15 protein-coding genes are annotated in these 19,389 nt (G+C 42.0%); 12 read left to right on the forward strand and 3 right to left on the reverse strand.

The window, feature by feature from the left end; translation table 11 throughout:
- Window positions 1-143: 143 nt before the first annotated feature.
- The 11 genes from ACZ449_RS07250 (at window position 144) to ACZ449_RS07300 (ending at window position 14,891) form a co-directional block, all read left to right on the forward strand.
- Window positions 144-983, forward strand: a complete 840-nt coding sequence (locus ACZ449_RS07250; protein ID WP_464261834.1) for a class II fructose-bisphosphate aldolase — start codon at window positions 144-146, stop codon at window positions 981-983.
- 147 nt (window positions 984-1,130) lie between these two features.
- Window positions 1,131-2,498 (forward strand): TrkH family potassium uptake protein, encoded by a 1,368-nt coding sequence (locus ACZ449_RS07255; protein ID WP_464260359.1) that lies wholly within the window; start codon window positions 1,131-1,133, stop codon window positions 2,496-2,498.
- Between the two features lie 13 nt (window positions 2,499-2,511).
- The gene (locus ACZ449_RS07260; protein ID WP_464260360.1) at window positions 2,512-3,180 is read left to right on the forward strand and encodes a potassium channel family protein; all 669 of its coding nucleotides are present in this window, start codon (window positions 2,512-2,514) and stop codon (window positions 3,178-3,180) included.
- Complete coding sequence (locus tag ACZ449_RS07265; RefSeq protein WP_464260361.1) at window positions 3,177-3,989, forward strand: TrmH family RNA methyltransferase; 813 nt, start codon at window positions 3,177-3,179, stop codon at window positions 3,987-3,989. Before ACZ449_RS07260 ends, ACZ449_RS07265 begins: the two co-directional genes overlap by 4 nt.
- A 448-nt stretch (window positions 3,990-4,437) precedes the next feature.
- The gene (gene pheS / locus ACZ449_RS07270) at window positions 4,438-5,460 is read left to right on the forward strand and encodes a phenylalanine--tRNA ligase subunit alpha (protein WP_464260362.1); all 1,023 of its coding nucleotides are present in this window, start codon (window positions 4,438-4,440) and stop codon (window positions 5,458-5,460) included.
- Window positions 5,461-5,481: 21 nt separating this feature from the next.
- Window positions 5,482-7,911 (forward strand): phenylalanine--tRNA ligase subunit beta, encoded by a 2,430-nt coding sequence (pheT, locus tag ACZ449_RS07275; RefSeq protein ID WP_464260363.1) that lies wholly within the window; start codon window positions 5,482-5,484, stop codon window positions 7,909-7,911.
- A gap of 130 nt (window positions 7,912-8,041) precedes the next feature.
- The gene (locus ACZ449_RS07280) at window positions 8,042-8,296 is read left to right on the forward strand and encodes a cell division protein ZapA (protein ID WP_464260364.1); all 255 of its coding nucleotides are present in this window, start codon (window positions 8,042-8,044) and stop codon (window positions 8,294-8,296) included.
- A 73-nt stretch (window positions 8,297-8,369) separates the two neighbouring features.
- Window positions 8,370-9,041 (forward strand): DUF421 domain-containing protein, encoded by a 672-nt coding sequence (locus ACZ449_RS07285; protein WP_464260365.1) that lies wholly within the window; start codon window positions 8,370-8,372, stop codon window positions 9,039-9,041.
- Between the two features lie 60 nt (window positions 9,042-9,101).
- Window positions 9,102-10,019, forward strand: coding sequence for a metalloenzyme (locus tag ACZ449_RS07290; RefSeq protein WP_464260366.1), 918 nt, complete (start codon window positions 9,102-9,104; stop codon window positions 10,017-10,019).
- Window positions 10,012-12,510 carry a U32 family peptidase gene (locus tag ACZ449_RS07295; protein WP_464260367.1) on the forward strand — a complete coding sequence of 833 codons (2,499 nt, stop codon included), beginning with the start codon at window positions 10,012-10,014 and terminating at the stop codon, window positions 12,508-12,510. Before ACZ449_RS07290 ends, ACZ449_RS07295 begins: the two co-directional genes overlap by 8 nt.
- 20 nt (window positions 12,511-12,530) lie before the next feature.
- Window positions 12,531-14,891, forward strand: a complete 2,361-nt coding sequence (locus ACZ449_RS07300; protein WP_464260368.1) for an endonuclease MutS2 — start codon at window positions 12,531-12,533, stop codon at window positions 14,889-14,891.
- An 89-nt stretch (window positions 14,892-14,980) separates the two neighbouring features.
- On the opposite strand, the gene ACZ449_RS07305 is transcribed toward ACZ449_RS07300, so the two are convergent.
- Window positions 14,981-15,571 (reverse strand): hypothetical protein, encoded by a 591-nt coding sequence (locus ACZ449_RS07305; protein WP_464260369.1) that lies wholly within the window; start codon window positions 15,569-15,571, stop codon window positions 14,981-14,983.
- Window positions 15,572-15,583: 12 nt separating this feature from the next.
- Window positions 15,584-15,904 carry a YbaB/EbfC family nucleoid-associated protein gene (locus ACZ449_RS07310; protein WP_464260370.1) on the reverse strand — a complete coding sequence of 107 codons (321 nt, stop codon included), beginning with the start codon at window positions 15,902-15,904 and terminating at the stop codon, window positions 15,584-15,586.
- A gap of 123 nt (window positions 15,905-16,027) precedes the next feature.
- On the opposite strand from ACZ449_RS07310, the gene ACZ449_RS07315 reads away from it, so the two are divergent.
- Window positions 16,028-16,441 (forward strand): hypothetical protein, encoded by a 414-nt coding sequence (locus ACZ449_RS07315; RefSeq protein WP_464260371.1) that lies wholly within the window; start codon window positions 16,028-16,030, stop codon window positions 16,439-16,441.
- A 576-nt stretch (window positions 16,442-17,017) separates the two neighbouring features.
- Here the strand turns inward: ACZ449_RS07315 and ACZ449_RS07320 are convergent.
- Entirely contained in the window at window positions 17,018-19,189 is a 2,172-nt protein-coding gene (locus tag ACZ449_RS07320) for a transglycosylase domain-containing protein (RefSeq protein ID WP_464260372.1), read from the reverse strand.
- Window positions 19,190-19,389: the final 200 nt, after the last annotated feature.

Consider the following 19,389-nt stretch of genomic DNA (forward strand, 5'->3'; position numbering starts at 1 on the left):
TAGGCTGAAAAATTTGATTTTTTAAAATTTTAGTATAATGGGCAGGTTTTTTTAGGCTGATGGCGAATAAAATATAGCAAGCAACTGGCATTTAAAGTTTATTTAATAAAACACAAAAAAAGGAGGAGTTCACTTTGGCCCTAGTGACAATGAAAGAATTACTCCAGGATGCAAGAAAAAGAAAATATGCAGTCGGTGGTTTTAATGTATTTAACTTTGAGACGTTAGGCGCTGTTATTGAGGTGGCAGAAGAACTAAAGACGCCCCTGGTGCTTGGTATTCCTGAGCGGTTGTTTAAATTTGTCGATGTTGACATCTTGAGCGCGGCAATGAGCAGAGCTGCCCAAAAAAGTTCTGTGCCTGTGGCTCTCCATCTGGACCATGGACATACGTATGAAGGGGTGATGAAAGCCATTCGCTGGGGATTTACGTCTGTTATGTTTGATGGTTCAGCATTGCCTTTCGAGGAAAACTTAAAACGTACTAAGGAAATCACTCGCATAGCCCATTCTCTCGGTGTATCAGTCGAGGGTGAATTGGGCTATGTTGGTTGTTATGGCAATATCCAAGATATAAATGATGAAAATTTAGTTAAGCCAGAGATGGCCCATACTTTTGTAGAGAAAACCAAAGTGGATGCACTCGCAGTAGCTGTAGGAACAAATCATGGGGTGTATCGCGGTGGTCCTAAACTTAATTTTTCGAGACTATCTGAACTTAATAGTACAGTCACGGTACCTCTTGTTATGCATGGTGGATCAAAACTTACTAAAGAAGAGTACTCTAGTTCAATTCAGTCTGGGATAAGCAAAATTAATGTTGCTACAGATATGTCGCTGGCTGCCGCCGAAACAGTAAAAGCTGAATTGGCCAAAAATCAGTCGGCCAATTATATTTACCTAATGTCGGTTGTTAAAAACGGTGTCAAAGATTCAGTCCGTAGATATATGTTATCTTTTGACTGCATCTCAAAAGCAATATAGCTGATAATAAAAGACGCATATAAACCTCCCGGCGCCTGGCGAACGGGGGGTTTATATGCGTTTACAAGAAAAATTAACCATACGCTTGCTTAGTTTTCTTAATTTGAGTATAATCGTTAGGTATTATAGATTTAGAGGTGGAACACTTTGGAAGCAAAATTTGCTAACCTACTCGATATTACACAATGGAAGCTTACGCCATACCAGATATTGGTTTTGGGGTTTGCCGGGTTAATATTGGGAGGGGCGCTCTTATTAATGTTGCCAATAGCGGCGGCAACGGGGCCAGGCTTGAGCTTTATTGATGCCTTATTTACAGCGACATCAGCGGTTTGTGTGACAGGACTAGTAGTGGTTGATACTGGCACATATTTTTCGCTGTTTGGCCAGCTTGTAATAATAAGTTTAATTCAGGCTGGTGGTCTGGGTATAATGGCCATGTCTACCCTAATGGCCATACTTATTGGCAAAAAGATTAATTTGAAGCAGCGTCTGGTCATGCAAGAGGCATTGAATCAGTTCACGATAGCTGGAGTTGTACGATTAACCCAATATATCATTAAAGTGACGTTACTGATCGAATTTATTGGTGGTACCATCCTTGCAATCCGCTGGTATCAGGATTTCGGTCTTAAAGGTATTTATTTTGGCTACTGGCACGCGGTTTCCTCCTTTTGTAATGCTGGGTTTGATTTGTTGGGGAGTGTCACCGGCAAGTTTTCCAGCGCAACTGGCTATGTCGATGATATTGTCGTCAATGTAGTTATCTCACTACTTATAATTTTAGGTGGTATTGGTTTTACCGTTATTGCTGATGTGTGGACAAACCGCCGGTTTGATAGGTTATCGCTTCATTCTAAGGTGGTTTTAATAACAAGCTTAGTGCTGATTGTCTTTGGTGCAATTGTAATTTTTTTACTTGAATATAATAACATTAATACATTAGGAAGTTTATCCGGACAAGGTAAAATTTTGGCCAGCTACTTCCAGTCAGTGACAGCACGTACGGCTGGCTTTAATACCGTAGATCTAAGCAAATTTACCGATGCGACCTTGTTTTTTATGGTAATACTCATGTTTATTGGTGCATCGCCGACTTCCACCGGCGGTGGTATTAAGACATCGACAGCCGGTGTTTTGGCAGTAGCCATCTGGGCCTTAATTAGAGGCCGGCAGGATGCGGAACTGTTTGAGCGGCGAATTCCTCAGTCCATTATTTATAAGGCATTCTCGGTAATGTTAATCTCAGCTGTTTTGGTTATTTTTGTAACCATGATGTTGAGCATTACAGAAAACCAGCCCTTTATTAATTTGTTATTTGAGACAACATCGGCATTTGGTACAGTAGGTCTAACAACAGGTATTACACCGACGCTGACAGCACCAGGTAAAATCTGGATCATCATAACTATGTTTGCCGGGAGGGTTGGGCCAGTTACCTTAGTGTTAGCATTGGCTTTAAAAAGCCGTAAGGGGAATTTACAGTATCCGGAAGGGAAATTACTCATTGGTTAAAGGGAGAAACTGAATGAACAATAATAATAAGAATAAGCAATTTGCGGTAATTGGCTTAGGACGGTTTGGTACAAGTATTGCCACCACATTATTTAAGCTTGGCCATGAAGTATTGGCGATTGATGTGAATGAAGAGCAAGTCCAGAAAATTAGCGAAACGGTGACCCATGTTGTTCAGGCAGACACCACTGATGAGAATACACTTAAGGCACTAGGTATTCGCAATTTTGATGTTGTTGTTGTTGCTATTGGGGAAGACATCCAGGCTAATGTTTTAACGACATTACTTTTAAAGGAGCTTGGTGTAAATTACATTGTTGCCAAAGCCCGTAATGAACTTCATGGTAAAATGTTAGCCAAAATCGGCGCAGACCGTATTGTGTATCCAGAGCGTGATATGGGGCTACGAGTTGCACATAACTTAGTATCAACTAACGTGTTAGAATATATTGAATTGTCGCCAGATCTGGGTGTTGCCGAAATTACCGCACCGAAAATATTAGTAGGCCGCAGCTTGGCAGAGACCAACCTGCGGGTAAAATACGAAATAAACGTTGTCGCTATAAAAAGGGATGAAGCACTCCTTGTACCACCCCCTTCGGACGAGCAAATTAGAACAGGGGACATCCTGATTTTAGTAGGGCAAACTAAGGGGATTCAAAAGATGGAGGAATTAGAGTGAGCGAGTATATTTCCAGCGTAGCAAACAAGCTGATTAAGGAAATCGCTTCACTTAAACAACGAAAGTATCGAGATAGGCAGGGGCTGTTTCTGGCAGAGGGTGTGCGTCTGGTAGAGGAATGTGCTAACGCCGGTTGGCCTGTGAAGATGTGCATTTATACCGAAGAAGCCGCTCGGCGTGAACGGGCACAAGCTGTCATTGAGCGATTATCAGCTGCAGATTGCCGAATGGTAGTGGTGTCAGAGGAGATCTATAATAAGATTTCCGATACGGAGCAGCCACAAGGAATTATGGTTATCTTAAAAAAACGTCAGTTTTCTATTGAACAGATGCTCCTTAGCACAGATAAACTGCCATTACTTGTTGTTTTGGATGGGATTCAAGACCCGGGTAATGTAGGAACTATCATTCGTACAGCAGACGCTGCCGGCAGTGCTGGAGTCATTGCACTGAAAGGATCAGCTGATATATATGCGGGTAAAACAGTAAGGGCAACAATGGGTTCATTATTTCACCTGCCGGTAATGGAAGGTTTGTCTGCTGTTGAGTTACTACAGAATCTTAAGCAGGCTAAGATAAAGCTGTTAGCAACATGTTTACAGCAATCAGACGTTTATTACCAGGCTAATTTTAACTGTCCAGCAGCCATTATTTTAGGTAACGAAGGTCAAGGAATCAGTCCTGAACTTATCAAGGCCGCAGATGCTTGTTTAAATATACCACTTATTGGCCATGCTGAGTCGCTTAATGTTTCCGTAGCTGCTGGTGTAATACTGTATGAAGCAGTAAGGCAGCGGGCAACCTTGTAATTTCTAAAATGCTATGATATAATACGTTTAGCAATGACGGAAATTGCCATTACAGGCAGAGAGGGTGTGGTCTTACAATGTTGACCGCCGAATTCTTCTGGAGAATGTTTGAAGCTACAGGTTCCATTGCTGCGTATTTGTGGTATAAACGGTTAATGTTGCAATAATTTAATAATAAGTTTTTTTGTATGCGATGAGGAAGAGAGTATGTTAGCCCCGTTTTCTACAGGGAGGATGCTGCCAGGGATTGAGAGCGGCACTGAAACAGTTAACAGAAGTTCACTTCTGAGTACCTGGGCTGAAGAGGAATACTTGTGTAGGTCTGGCGTTTTCCGCGTTATAGGAAATAGAGTGTAATTAGGGTGGTACCGCGAAATCAAGACTTTCGCCCCTTGGGGCTGGAAGTCTTTTTATTTTTATTCTTATTCTTATTCTTTAGGAGGTATGTATGGAACAAGAACTTAATTCATTACGGGACACAGCTCTTAATGAGTTGTCCGAAATAACCAGTAAAGAAGCGCTTAATGATCTAAAAATTAAGTATTTAGGTAAAAAAGGCCTACTAACTGGTATGCTGCGTGGGCTTGGGGCATTAAGCCCAGACGAACGGCCACGGATAGGACAAGTGGTCAACGAAATTAGAAATGAGATTGAAGATATCATAGCTACTAAGTTGGAGGCTATGAAACAAGCTGAACTTTCCCGGAAACTGGCATCAGAAACCATTGATGTAACCTTGCCAGGCCGCTCAACTGAGCTTGGTCATTTGCATCCACTGACACTGACTTTAAACCGCATCAAAGACACCTTTATGCGATTGGGCTTTGAAATTGCTGAGGGTCCGGAAGTGGAAAAAGACTACTATAACTTTGAAGCACTAAATCTGCCGCAAGATCACCCTGCGCGTGATATGCAAGATTCTTTTTACATCACTAAGGAATTCTTACTTAGAACGCATACTTCACCTGTACAGGTCCGGACATTGCAGTCGGCAGAACCTAACCAACCAATTCGGATTATTGCTCCAGGAAAAGTATATCGACGGGATTATGATGCCACCCATTCCCCCATGTTCCAACAGGTGGAAGGCTTGGTAGTTGATGAAAATATTAGTTTTGCCGATTTAAAAGGGACACTTGAGTTATTCTTAAAGGAAACGTTTGGCAACAGAGTTAATGTACGGTTTCGTCCTAGTTTTTTTCCGTTTACTGAACCAAGCGCTGAAGTGGATATTTCCTGTGTAATGTGTGAAGGTAAAGGGTGTCGTGTATGTTCAGGAACAGGCTGGTTGGAGATTCTAGGTTCTGGCATGGTTCATCCGCGTGTACTTGAAATGAGTAATTTTGATCCGGATAAAGTCAGTGGGTTTGCTTTTGGGATGGGTGTAGAGCGGATTGCTATGCTGACTTATGGTATTGATGACCTCCGACTGTTTTTTGATAATGATATGCGGTTTTTGCGTCAATTCTAAAGCTGGTGAAAGGGGAAGGTTATGAGAGCGTCAATTAAATGGCTTAAAGATTATGTTGATATAAATGAAACACCAGAAAAGCTGGCAGATATGCTAACAATGGCTGGTATTCCGGTAGAAGCGGTGGAAAAGTTAGGGCAGAATATTTCTGGTGTTGTCACTGGTAAGGTAGTAGAGATTGTCCCACATCCGAATGCCGATAAATTGTCGGTATGTAAAATTGATATTGCTACCGAAATCCTAACAATTGTTACAGGGGCAACCAATGTCCGTCAGGGTAATATTGTGCCTGTAGCTACCGTTGGGGCAGAGCTTCCTAATGGAATGAGTATTAAGCCGACAAAACTACGGGGCTTGCTATCAAGCGGCATGTTATGTTCGACAGAGGAGCTGGCTATTGATAGTAAACTAGTTGCGCCTGAAGCAAGAAATGGTATTTATATTTTGCCTGCTGATACAGCTGTGGGGCTTGACATTCGCGTGGCACTGGGGCTTGATGATGTTGTGCTTGCATTCGAACTTACTGCCAACAGGGCCGACTGCTTTAGCATGATTGGTATTGCCCGCGAGATTGCCGTGCTAACAGGTGCTTCTTTAAAGAAACCGATGCTTACTTTAAAAGAAACCTGTGCAGAGAAAGCTAGCTCTCTGACAAATATCCAGATTGTGGACTCTGAGCTTTGCTCAAGATTTGCTGCGAGAATTTTAAAAAATATCAAAGTTGGACCATCGCCGGTTTGGATGCAACAGCGTATTCAAGCTGCCGGAATGCGCCCTATTAACAATATTGTTGATGTTACTAATTTTGTCATGCTAGAGTTTGGCCAGCCTATGCATGCCTATGACTATAACCTGCTTGCGCGCCACAGTTTGGTTGTACGCAAACCTAATCCAGGCGAAAAACTGACTACTCTTGATGGCGTTAAACGGGAGTTGGCACCAGATATGCTGGTTATTGCTGATGCGGTACAGGCTGTTGGTATTGCCGGCGTCATGGGTGGACTTGCCACTGAAGTTACCGCTAATACCCAAAATGTATTACTGGAGGCAGCCGCCTTTAAAGGTGCAAGTATTCGCCGGACGTCGCGTGCCCTAGGACTTCGTTCAGAGGCCTCAGGACGGTTTGAGCGTGGGGTAGATACTGTGAATATTATTAAAGCTCTTGATAGAGCTGCCAGTCTGCTTGAAAATATGGGAGCCTGCGAAGTTTGCTCTGGTATTGTTGATGTTTACCCTGATATGCATTTGCCGAACCAAGTGGTATTTACACCAAAACAAATAAATAATTATCTAGGCACCGATATCCCCGCAAAAACTATGACCGATATATTAAAACGTCTTGAATTTGCTGTGGAAGCAGGTCCGGAAAGTATTACTGTGACAGTACCTACTTGGCGGGGCGATGTAACCCTGCCAGCCGATATTTGTGAGGAAATTGCCAGGGTTTATGGGTATGACAAGGTTCCTTCGACTACGCCCGGCGGCAGCATGGCCCAGGGCAAACAAAGCAATACCCAGAATACTATCGATGAAATTAAAAATCTGTTGGCAAGCAGCGGCTTTTCGGAAATTCTTTCTTTGAGTTTTTTCCATCCAGATTCGTTGGATAAACTTAATATTCCGTCTGACAGTTCGTTACGTCATGCTATTGAAGTTTTAAACCCAATTACTGATGACTTTCCTCATTTACGTACTACCTTACTAGGGGGAATAATGGATACGATTGTCCGCAATCTTTCCCGCAAAAATGAGGATTTAAAGATATTTGAGATTGGCGCAGTCTATTTGCCAGAAGAACTGCCGCTCAAAGATTTGCCCCAAGAACCGATTATGTTATGTGGTGCTATGATTGGCAAGCGCCATACGCTTGCTTGGAATCAATCAAAGGATCTAGTGGATTTTTATGATGCCAAAGGAGCCGTTGAAGCCATACTGGGAGGGCTGGGAATTACCGGTTATGTAGTGGAAGCAGGCGAAAATTCATCCTTGCATCCTGGCAAAACTGCGGTGATTAAAAAAGATGGAGAGTCATTAGGCAGTATTGGCGAAGTACACCCGCAAGTGCTTGATGCGTATGGCATTACCAAGAAGGTCTATGTGTTTGAATTAGCGGTAGGAGCATTGGTTAAGTATGCGGCCATTAATCCCAGCTATCGTGCACTACCTAAATTTCCGGCAATTACGCGTGACTTAGCTGTCCTTTTGCCTGAGAATATTGCGGCCACCACTGTAACTGAGGCCATCATTGCCAATGCAGGGCCACTACTTACCAATGTTCAATTGTTCGATGTTTATACTGGGCAGCAGGTGGAAAAGGGGTCTCGCAGTCTGGCTTTTTCACTGACTTTCCAAGCTAGTGACCGGACTCTAACTGATATTGAAATTGATGAACACTACAAAAATATGGTTGTCTATTTAGAAAAAACGTTTGCAGCTAAGCTTCGAGACTAGCTATATAGTAAAAACATTATCTTCTAAATTTGCACTTTCAGGCGGTTTATTCCGCTTTTTCTTTTTTTATGCAGGAATTACTTTTTGACTGGTAGAATACTCACAGTAAATATATCATTTTAGGTGGACTATGTCAGAGAAAAAAAACAAGGTAACTGTTCAGATATATGGCGATAGCTATGCACTAAAAGGTAATATTGAACCAGAACGTATTATGCGCTTAGCTGCTATGCTGGATGAGCGCATGAAAAAGACGGCTAAAGCCAATCTTAGGTTATCGCCAAACAAGATAGCTGTATTGACAGCATTAAATATCGCGGATGAGTTTTTGCGATTAGAGCAAGATTACCTGGAGCTTATTGAGCTGATAAAAGAAGATAAATAATGTTTTTGTAGTCTTATCACGGTATAACACTTGGAAGTCGGGTTAATAATACTGACAGAAAAGGAGTGGTACCGTGTTTGACAATGCCTTGCTAGGCCAGGTTTTATTACGCTTGCTGATATTATGTACCGTCGCTTTACTTGTTGTCAGATTAATGGGTAATCGTACGGTCGGTCAACTATCGCCATTTGACTTTGTTATCATGGTTGGTATTGGAGATATTATTGTTGCAGGTACTATGGATCAAAATCCTACCTTACAGTCAGGCATTGAGAGTTTACTCATATTGCTTGCTCTGCAGCAGTTGATTGGATATTTAGCCTTGAAGAATAAGACATTACGCACATGGTTTGAAGGTACACCGGTGACCCTGGTAGAAAAAGGCCGCCTTATTAAAGAAAATTTTGCTAAAACCCATTTTAACTATGATGACTTGCGCCAGGAACTTCATAAAAAAGGCCTTGATATGTCTGACTTAAATATGATTGAGACTGCACGTTTGGAAAGTTGTGGTGAGTTTACGATGGTTCGTACCTCGGAGAATGAGCCTTTGACTAAAAATGAGTTTGAAAGTTATATTAAGGGTATTTATGATAACCCGCTAAGTCTGGCTGGTGAAAAATGGACAAAGTTTGAAAAATTTATGGATGATGTTCAGTTTTTAGCTACTCACTTGCGCCAGCAGCAGGGTTTAAATCTAACTGACGAGCAAACAGTGAATACTAAAGAAAAAGAGTTCCATTAACGAGAGGAAGGGATGCCCCTTCTTCTTTCTTTACGCTATATATGAGGACGGTTTTAACAGATGCGGGTACTAATGATATTTATTGATGGTATTGGGTTGGGAAGCAATAACCTTGAACGTAATCCGTTTATCCGCTTCGGATTACCTGTTTTCCAAGAGTTGTTTGATTGCCCCTTCAGCCAAGATATTGGGTCCATTTTACACCCGGAAAGTTGTATTGTGCCGATTGATGCTACGTTAGGGATAGACGGCCTGCCACAAAGCGCTACAGGCCAGGCGGCACTTCTTACTGGCGTAAATACTGCCAAGATAATGGGACGGCATATTCAGGCATTTCCTGGCCCGGAGCTATCGAAGATTATTATAGAAAATAATATTATGAAACAGCTGTTTTCATATAAAATGGCAGTAACCTCAGCTAACATGTATTCACCAGATTACTTTGAACTGGTGGCTAAACGTAAACGCCGTCATTCAGCGATTACCTTAGCAGCCTTAAGCACCGGGATGTCACTGCGGTCACTAGCGGAAATGCATAATGGTCAAGCTGTGTACCAGGATATTACCAATGAAATGTTACCAAGCTTAGGAATAGAGCATGTTCCGCAAGTTTCACCAAGACAAGCTGCTAACAACTTGGTTAATATTTCCAGGAAATATTCTTTTACAATCTTTGAATATTTTCAGACAGATCGTGCAGGGCATAAGCAAGATTGGCAGTATGCTCATAGGATTATAAAGACACTTGATGAATTTATTGGAACAGTTTATACATTATTGCCTACTGATACTTTGCTACTGATAACAAGTGATCATGGTAATTTTGAAGATCTGAGTGTTAAGACTCATACGGTAAATAAGGTTCCGCTGATTGCGCTTGGTCAAAGAGCGCAGGAAACGATAAGCGGTATTACTGACTTGACGGGTATTACACCTGCAATAGTAGAGGCTTTGGGAAAGGATGAAGTATGTGATTGAATTACTCGCGCCTGTTGGCAGTAAAGAGGCTTTGGTTGCAGCGGTAGAAAGTGGCGCAAATGCCATTTATCTTGGTGGAAGAATGTTTGGTGCCAGACATTACGCCCCGAATTTTAATGATGAGGAATTAACAGAGGCTGTACGGTTTGCCCATTTGCGTGGCGTATTGGTATTGGTTACCGTGAATACCCTTGTAGATGATAATGAATTGCCTACGTTGATTGATTATTTGCGACATTTATATGAGATAGGTGTAGACGCTATTATTGTGCAAGATTTGGCAGTTGCTGCCATTGCGAAAAAGATAGTGCCCGACTTACCTCTGCATGCCAGTACGCAGATGACGGCTCATAATTTAGAAGGGGTTACCTTTTTAGCCAGAATGGGCTTTAAGCGCGTGGTGCTGGCACGTGAGTTACCGCTCACAGATATTGAGTACATATGTAAAAATTCCCCCGTAGAAATAGAAACATTTATTCATGGTGCATTATGCATTTCATATTCAGGCCAATGTTTAATGAGCAGCATGATTGGTGGCCGCAGCGGCAATCGTGGGCGTTGTGCCCAGCCTTGTCGCTTGCCGTATACCTTGGTTGATGCTGCTGGTAATGATCTATTACGGGAAGCCGATGCCGGCGAATATTTGCTCAGTCCCAGAGATTTTAACACTATAAAAGTACTGCCTGAACTGATTAAAGCCGGTGTTTCCTCTTTTAAAATTGAGGGCCGGATGAAACGTCCGGAATATGTGGCCGTTGTTGTGGATGCGTACCGGCGAGCGCTTGACAGTTATCTGATTAATTGTGACCAATATGATGTTAGAGAGCAAGATCAAAAGGATTTAGCACAAATTTTTAACCGCGATTTTACTACCGCACACCTATATGGTAAGAACGGGCGGATGATGATGAGCGACCGGCGTCCCAATAACCGCGGTGTGCGGGTTGGACGGGTGCTTGATTATCAGCATAACGGTAAAATAGCTGTCATAAAACTGGATGAACCACTTGTTGTAGGCGATATTATTGAATTTTGGGTTAAGGTAGGCGGTCGGGTAAATGTCACTGTTCACACGATGACTGTTGACGGTATTACAGTTACCGAAGCACAGGCTCACACTGCAGTGGCTATTCCTATCGGTTCACCAGTTCGGGTGAATGACCGGGTATTTAAAGTGTTTGATGCCAAGCTGATGGAGCGGGCCAGAGCTTACTTTAGCAGAGCGGAAGCCGTGCGGCGGATACCTGTCGATATTGCTGTAACGGTTGCAGAAGGCAAGCCGCTAGTAATTAGCATAAAAGATAGTGAGGGCTTCACTGGTCAAGCTGAAACCACGTTCATTGCAGAAAAGGCACTGAAACGACCGCTTACATCCGAATCGGTGGCTAAACAAATTGAACGACTAGGAACTACTATTTTTTCCCTTAATGCATTGGACTGTCAAATTGAGGGTGAAGTAATGGTGCCGGTCAGTGAAATTAATGACGCCAGACGCCGGGCAATCGAAAAAGTGGAAACAGCCCGGCTAGCTAGGTTTGTCAGAGCATCACTCCCTAAAACTAAATCGATTAGTGAGTTAGTACCGCAAGTACGAACCGTACCAAGTAGCAGCAAACCGAAACTTGTGGTAAATATTGATAGCATTGATAAAGTCAAGGCAGCCGTAGATAACGGGGCTGATATTGTTATGTTTGGTGGCGAATGTTTCGGGAAACGCTCATTATCTGACGAAGATTATCGCCAGGCAGCAGCGTATGCTCGGCAGCATGGCCGCAAGATTATCTTTAATATGCCACGTTTGGTGCAGCAAGGCCAGCTAGCTGAAGTGAAAGAGAATATCAGGCTATTTAATGAGCTTAACCCTGAGGCCATAAGTGTAGGTAATATAGGTACCATTCAACTGCTGCAAGAGCTTTCGAATGTACCCTTACACGGCGATTATCCGTTAAATATCTACAATAGCATTACGGCTAATTATTTAACGAATATAGGGTTAACCAGCATGACACTTTCACCAGAGCTTACCTTCGGACAAGTCGAAGACTTGGCTGGTAAAAAACTGGCGCAATTGGAATGTTTAGTACATGGTCATTTAACACTGATGATTTCCGAATATTGTATGCTTGGCAGTTTTTTGGGAGGGCCTGATAGTAGGAAGTGTAATCACGCCTGTCAGCGTAATCAGTACTGGCTAAAAGATAGAAAGGATGAGCTATTTCCGATAGCTACCGATCAATTTTGCCGTATGCATGTTTTAAATGGTAAGGAATTGTCTATGCTGCCGCATGTGCCTAGACTCATGCGCACCGGTATTAGCCGACTCCGGTTTGAGGCTAAATATAGTTCGCTTAAAGAAGTTGCCAGGATTACAGGCCTATATCGTGCGCTAATTGACATGGGCGAAAATCATCCGCTGCTTATGGAAGATAAAATTGCTAGTGCCGAGCATGACAATATCACCCGGGGACATTATTTCCGAGGGATATTATAGTTGGTTAGAGGAGAATTTATATGGAAGCAGCCGTATTGTCAACATTAGAATATAATAAAATCCGTGACATGCTTGCTGAACGTGCAGGTTCGATCATGGCACGGGAACTTGCTCAAGAACTGGTGCCAGTGAAAGATGCAGTGCAAGTGCAAGAGCGTCTTGCCGAAACAGCCGAAGCACGCGAGATTATGAACAATGTTCCCACAATACCACTAGGCGGTATTCGTGATGTGCGGGCGACTATAAAAAGAGCGGAGCTTGGTGCTATTTTAGAGCCGCATGAACTGTTAGCTATAGGCAGTACGCTGTATGCCGCCAGACGGATAAAAGGTTTTTTTGCCGACCTGCCTGTGGAAACGCTACTTTTGAGTTTGCAGGCCAATCAAATCATTGTTTTACGAAACATTGAAACCATAATTGAGGCTACGGTTACCGAACAAGGTTTGATTCGCGATGATGCCAGCAGTGAACTTCTGAAGTTGCGACGAGAAGTTAAGCAAGCACAAAGCCGGGTAAAAGAGAAATTAGATAGTATTTTGCGGTCAAGTGAGTATCAGAAGTATTTTCAGGATGCGTTAGTCACCATGCGTGGTGACAGGTACGTTATTCCTATTAAACACGAATTCCGCAATAATTTTCCTGGTATTGTCCATGATCAATCATCCAGCGGCGCTACCTTGTTTATTGAGCCTATTGCTATCGTTAATTTAAACAATGATATAAAACAACTGCTAGCGGCCGAAAAGAATGAAATTGAACGAATTTTAACGGTAGTAACTGGGCAAATAGCCAAAGTTGCCGACAGCCTGGAAGAAAATCTTGCGATTTTAGCTCACATGGACTTTGTTTTTGCTAAAGCTAAGCTGAGTATTGACATGCGAGCCATTCAACCAATAATTAATCAGCAGGGCTATGTTAATCTCATACAGGCTAGACATCCTTTGATAGCGGCTGAGCATGTGGTTCCCATTGACGTACAGCTTGGACGACATTTTACTACATTACTTATTACCGGCCCTAACACTGGTGGTAAAACAGTAACACTTAAAACAGTAGGTTTATTCGCGTTGATGACGCAAGCTGGCTTGTTTGTTCCGGCTGCACCTGATTCTGAGATGCCGATTATCGGGAATATTTTTGCCGATATTGGTGATGAACAGAGTATTGAGCAAAGTTTGAGCACATTTTCCGGCCATATGACCAATTTGGTGGGGATACTAAATAAAATAAGCGCTGATGATTTAGTACTGATTGATGAAATTGGTGCCGGAACTGATCCAAGTGAGGGTGCGGCTCTGGCTATGTCCATTTTGGAGTATATCCATAAGATTGGTGCTAAAACCATTGCAACTACCCATTATAGCGAGTTAAAAACATTTGCCTATACCAGACAGGGAATAGAAAATGCCAGTGTAGAGTTTGATATACAAACCTTGCGGCCAACATATCGACTGCTGATTGGCATACCTGGCAGCAGCAATGCCTTTGCCATTAGTCAACGTCTGGGGTTGTCAGACAAAGTTATCGCTCGCGCTAAAGAGTTAATTCATAAAGAACATACTGATTTTGAAACCGTTCTCCAGGCTCTGGAAGAACAGAAAAAGTCATATAACGCAAGAATGGATGAATTAACCCGTTTGGAACAGGAAATGGGTAAAGTGAAAGAGAAAGTAGCAGCCGGGGAACGGGCTATTGCTGAAAAAAAGAATACCATATTAGGTAAGGCGCAAGAAGAAGCTGCTGCCGTCATTCGCCAGGCCAGGCGTAGTGCCGAAGAAATAATTGGCGAATTAAAAGCACAATTTTCGGAGCACAGCGGCCGGGATAGGCAGCATGCGATTGAGAATGCTCGCCGGAAGCTGCGGTTAAGCAGTACGGAAGTTGATGGATTTACTATCGAAGGCCAAGAACAGGCAGCTGAATTGTCAGCAGAAGCAATTCAGCCGGGAATGAATGTTTATGTTGCGACAGTAAAACAAAAAGGCGAAGTGCTAGCCGTAAATGGCACAACCGTAACAGTACAACTGGGAATTTTGAAAATGACAGTAGCAGCTGCTGCCTGCCGATTACTGTCTGAATCAGGTAAACTTAAAGAACAGCCAACAACTAAACACATCAACATAACTATGGGAAATTCGGCAGCAAGACAAATTGATATTCGCGGCATGACAATTGAGGAAGCAGAAACAATACTAGATAAGTACATTGACGATGCAATATTATCAGGGTTAAATGAGGTACTTATCATTCACGGTAAAGGCACAGGTGCTTTGCGTAAAGGGGTAACACACTATCTTGAAAATCATTCGCATATTAAAGGAATTCGTATCGCCGATCTTAATGAAGGAGGCACAGGCGCTACGTTAGCTAGATTGGCTTAGTAGCGAAATGACAGGTAAGTTGCTTTTTATTATGCTTACAAGATTTTAAACAAAAAACAAGGATTCCACAGTGAATCCTTGTTTTTTGTTTAAAAATTATTTTTCCAATTTAAATATCGTCCATAGTTTTTTTCTTCCGATTCTTCGCTGTCTTCACTTGGCTGTGATGGCGGTTGTTTCTTTAATGGCGGTTGTGGTACAACAGTTGCTGGTGGGGGAGGTTCGGGTTCTGGTGGCTTCGTGGGAGTTTTCGTGTGGGGTTCGGTTTTAGTTTCAGATTCCCCTTTTTCAGGCGGCGGACTACCACCACCAAGACCACCGAGATTGTTTAGTAATCCCATCACAGTTCCGATAGTGCTGGGATTAAGCTTTGATTTAAGTTGAGGATTATTTAAGAGCGGTAGCAGAGACATCAAGGTATCAGGAGAGAAACTGCTACCATCACCGCCTTTGGTTAAGTCACCTAGAAGTTTATGTAGAGGATTACTGTTTGTTACCAGCTTGGCTTGTTGTGTTTCTCTGCTAACGTGATTACGGTTCATTATCGAAAATAGGCATAACAGTGATACCATAGTTATGATGTTGTCCAGTCCGGCACCAGTAGTAATACTAGTGTCAAGCATTCGGGTTATTGAACTCAGTAGTGACGAAGACCCGGTATTATCGGTGTCATTCGACATAAAACCTCCTCCTTAAAAAACGCCAGGAATTTTAGGCAGATTTAAATCAGTGGCAAGTTTGCCCATTGCGCCTTGATTTAAATCACGAGATTTTGCCAAAGCATTATTTATGGTAGCTAGTAATAAGTCTTGTAGTAGAGCGGCATTATCTGCAGTTAGATATTTGCTATTTAGTTGAATAGCAATAAGTTCTTGTTGTCCATTAGCGATTATCTTAATAACATCGCCACTGGACACCTCGATTCTTTCTCGTTTGAGTTGTTCCTGTACAGAATCAACATTTTGTTGAACCTTCTTTACCATTTCCATAATATTACCAAACTGTTCAAACACTGTTATGCACCTCCTATATTTCTTTACTAAGTTATTCAATTGCACAAAATTTGTGAGTGTCCAAACAGGCATTAGAGAGCAAATCTCGATGTATTTCATATATTGGAGTAGAAAAATGTTTTTTTGAAAGGTGATGAACATATGCGTGCGCGGAAATATCACCAAAACATCAGGAAATCTTTTATAGAAAAACCAGTACCTGTTGTGAATCAAGACATGGAAGTGGAAGAACCTATAATCGAAAAAACACCTGCAGCTCTGTCTACAAATGATTCGCAGAAAATGAGCTCACGAGGGCCTGGTGCATTATTAAGAAAAATAATGAAAAATCCTAATCTAAATGTTCAGCTTATGGTAATCGTTTTAACATTAGCATCAGATAACTTTCCAATGGACAGAGGAATTACTTCGATGTCATCAACTGTCGATAAAATTCGCAATGTTACCGACGTCATAAATAATACTATGCAGTCGGTCAAAGTAGCGACTGATGCGCCCAAACAAATTAGAAGGCTATTTGAAACAAGAGAATCGTAGCAAGTAAAATGTCCGTTTAGGCCAGTAACATTTTCCTTATAAAATGTATATATTGTAGTAGAAGGGCGGCCGTACTTCGCCCTCATTAATGATAAGTAAGGAGGTAGTTAAAATGTCTCGTTGTGGATTTGGCGGTCATGGATTTGGTGGTATTTGGATTATCATCATTATTCTGCTACTGTTCTTCTTCGAAGGTGATGACACTACTCTATAATTTTTCTACTTACATCTTCTAGGGACACGCTGCGAGGTGTGTTTCTAGCTACTGGATACTGCTATTTAAGGTAAGAATTAAGGCATTATTGTTGACTCCCAAGGCGAGTGACCAATAAAACACAAAGTTCATATATTGCAGTAAAGAGAAGAGTCTCTTTAACTAGGATGAAAGGAGGAATACAAATGCCTCGAGGATTTGGCGGTTGTGGTGGATTTGGTAGCAGTTGGATAATTATAATTATTATCATCATTTTACTATTCTGGTTAGGTGAAGAAGATACTGGGCTTAGTGGTTAATAAAACTATGATAATGTATATGCGTAAATAGAAAAAAACACGCGTAAATTACGCGTGTTTTTTTTAATTCTTTTTCGTAGCATCATTAGGTTTAGGTGGAGGTGGGGGTGCTATTGTAGTATTATCGCCTCTTGCGGGCGGTGGTGGCAAAGTTTGCTCACCTGCAGCCGTGCTATCAGTATTAGTATTTTTACCATCTTTACCTTTGCCATCTTTAGTATCCTTACTATCTTTTGTCGCAGGAACTGTTGACACTTTAGTGGGCTGAGTGCCTTCAACGAAAATCTCACTGCGGCCATCCTTGTTATTCGGATCATTTACAAGCAGACCGTCTTTATCGGAGACTCTGGCACCGACAATACCAGACGGCCTAACAAAATCACGAGCTACATATTTGTCAGCAACGCCACTCATAAAGCTCTTCCATATACTAGCAGGAACTGTAGCGCCAGTAACGCCGTTTAGATATTCCGGATTATCGCAACCCATCCAGACAGCGGCCACTAAATCAGGAGTAAAGCCAACAAACCAGGCATCTTTATAATCACTGGTAGTACCTGTTTTCCCAGCAGCTGGGCGTCCAAAGTACGCGCCGGTACCTGTACCGTTGTTAATAACCCCCTTCATCATATCTGTAAGCAGGAATGCACTACGTTCATTGACAACTACTTTTTCCTTAGGAATATATTCCTCGATTACTTTACCATTGCGATCAACAACTTTAACAATGGCTGTAGGCTCAACGCGAATACCATTATTTGCCAGTACTCCATAGGCGCTGGCAATCTCCATAGGGGTAACTCCTCTGGTAAGACCACCTAATGACATGGCTAAATTGCGATCATTCGTATCACCAGTAAGTACCAGCGTAGAAATGCCCATCTGCTGAGCATAATATAACGTTTTATCAATACCGGCTTGTTGTGCCAGTTTGACAGTAACTACATTCAACGACTGTTCAAGCGCAGTTCGCAGTGTTACCGAACCCCGAAAACTCCGATCATAATTCACAGGCGACCAGCTGCCAAAGCTAACAGGGCTATCTTCAACAACACTGGCTGGCGTAAACCCACTCTCGATAGCTGCTAAATAGACAAATGGTTTAAACGCCGATCCTGGTTGGCGCTCTGCCAAAACGGCCCGATTAAACTGGTCATTCCCGCGGCCACCGACCATTGCTTTTATATGACCAGTATGTGGCTCAATGGCGACAAGAGCTCCTTGCGGTTGTTTAATACCATTATCATCGGTGTGAAGCGTTGGGAGCTTATTCATGGCCTGTTCTGCTTTGCTTTGCATGTCAAGATCTAATGTTGTATATACTTTAAGACCATCTTTATATACGGCATCAGCACCATATTTGTCGATAAGAAGTTGTATTACATAATCAGTAAAATAAGAAGCAGGTGTAGCAGCAGATGCTGCTACACGGGGGGCTAGTTTAATTTCAGTAGTTCGTGCCTTAGCAGCCGAAAGTGAATCAATATAGCCATATTTAACCATTTGTTCCAGCACAATAACTTGACGTTCTTTAGCCGCTTTTAAGTTGCTTGAAGGAGAATAATAGTTTGGACTTTTTGGTATACCAGCAATCATGGCACATTCGGCTAAGTTTAAATCTTCGACATTTTTTCCAAAGTATATTTGTGCTGCTGTCTGAACCCCATATGCGCCTTGCCCAAAATAAATGTGGTTCATATACATTTCAAGTATTTCGTCTTTGCTATATTGCCGTTCAATTTGCAAAGATAAAAAAGCTTCCTGAATTTTACGCTTAATCGTTTGGTCCTGGGAAAGTAAAGCATTTCTAGCTAATTGCTGTGTTATAGTACTGCCACCTTCAGAGATGCCCCTGTCTGTCACATTAGACCAGACCGCACGCAAAATACCACGAGGATCAATACCACTATGTTGATAGAAACGGGCATCTTCAGCAGCAATAAAAGCATGTTGAAGGTTTTTTGGTACTTTATTGATAGATGCCGGTAAACGATTTTCAACAGAGTGAATGGTGGTAATCAATTTCCCATTAGCGTCAAAAATTTGGGAAGAAACAGCAGGGCGTATGTCGCCACTTAAGCTGGGCATGGTATGAATACTGGCGGTTAAAAACCCCAATCCGGCTCCCAGCAACATAACCATGAACACGAGAGTAACAATAATCGTAAATCTTCGTGAAGTTTTCTTGGGACGTTGTCGATTACTCTCTTTGTTTTCATTATTTTTATCTTGCATACTTTCATCCCCTTACAGATTCAATCATAATGACACTCATAATTTTTTTGATCAGGTTTAAAGGATTTGATTCGCTAACCATTATATCATAAAAAAACTAAGGATAGGTATTTCTTTGTCAACAGTTTGCAATATTAAATTTGGTATGTTATAATGCAGCCAAAAATGGTAATGTTTTCTAATGATCTTGAGTTATACTT

This window comes from Desulfosporomusa polytropa, assembly GCF_055380075.1.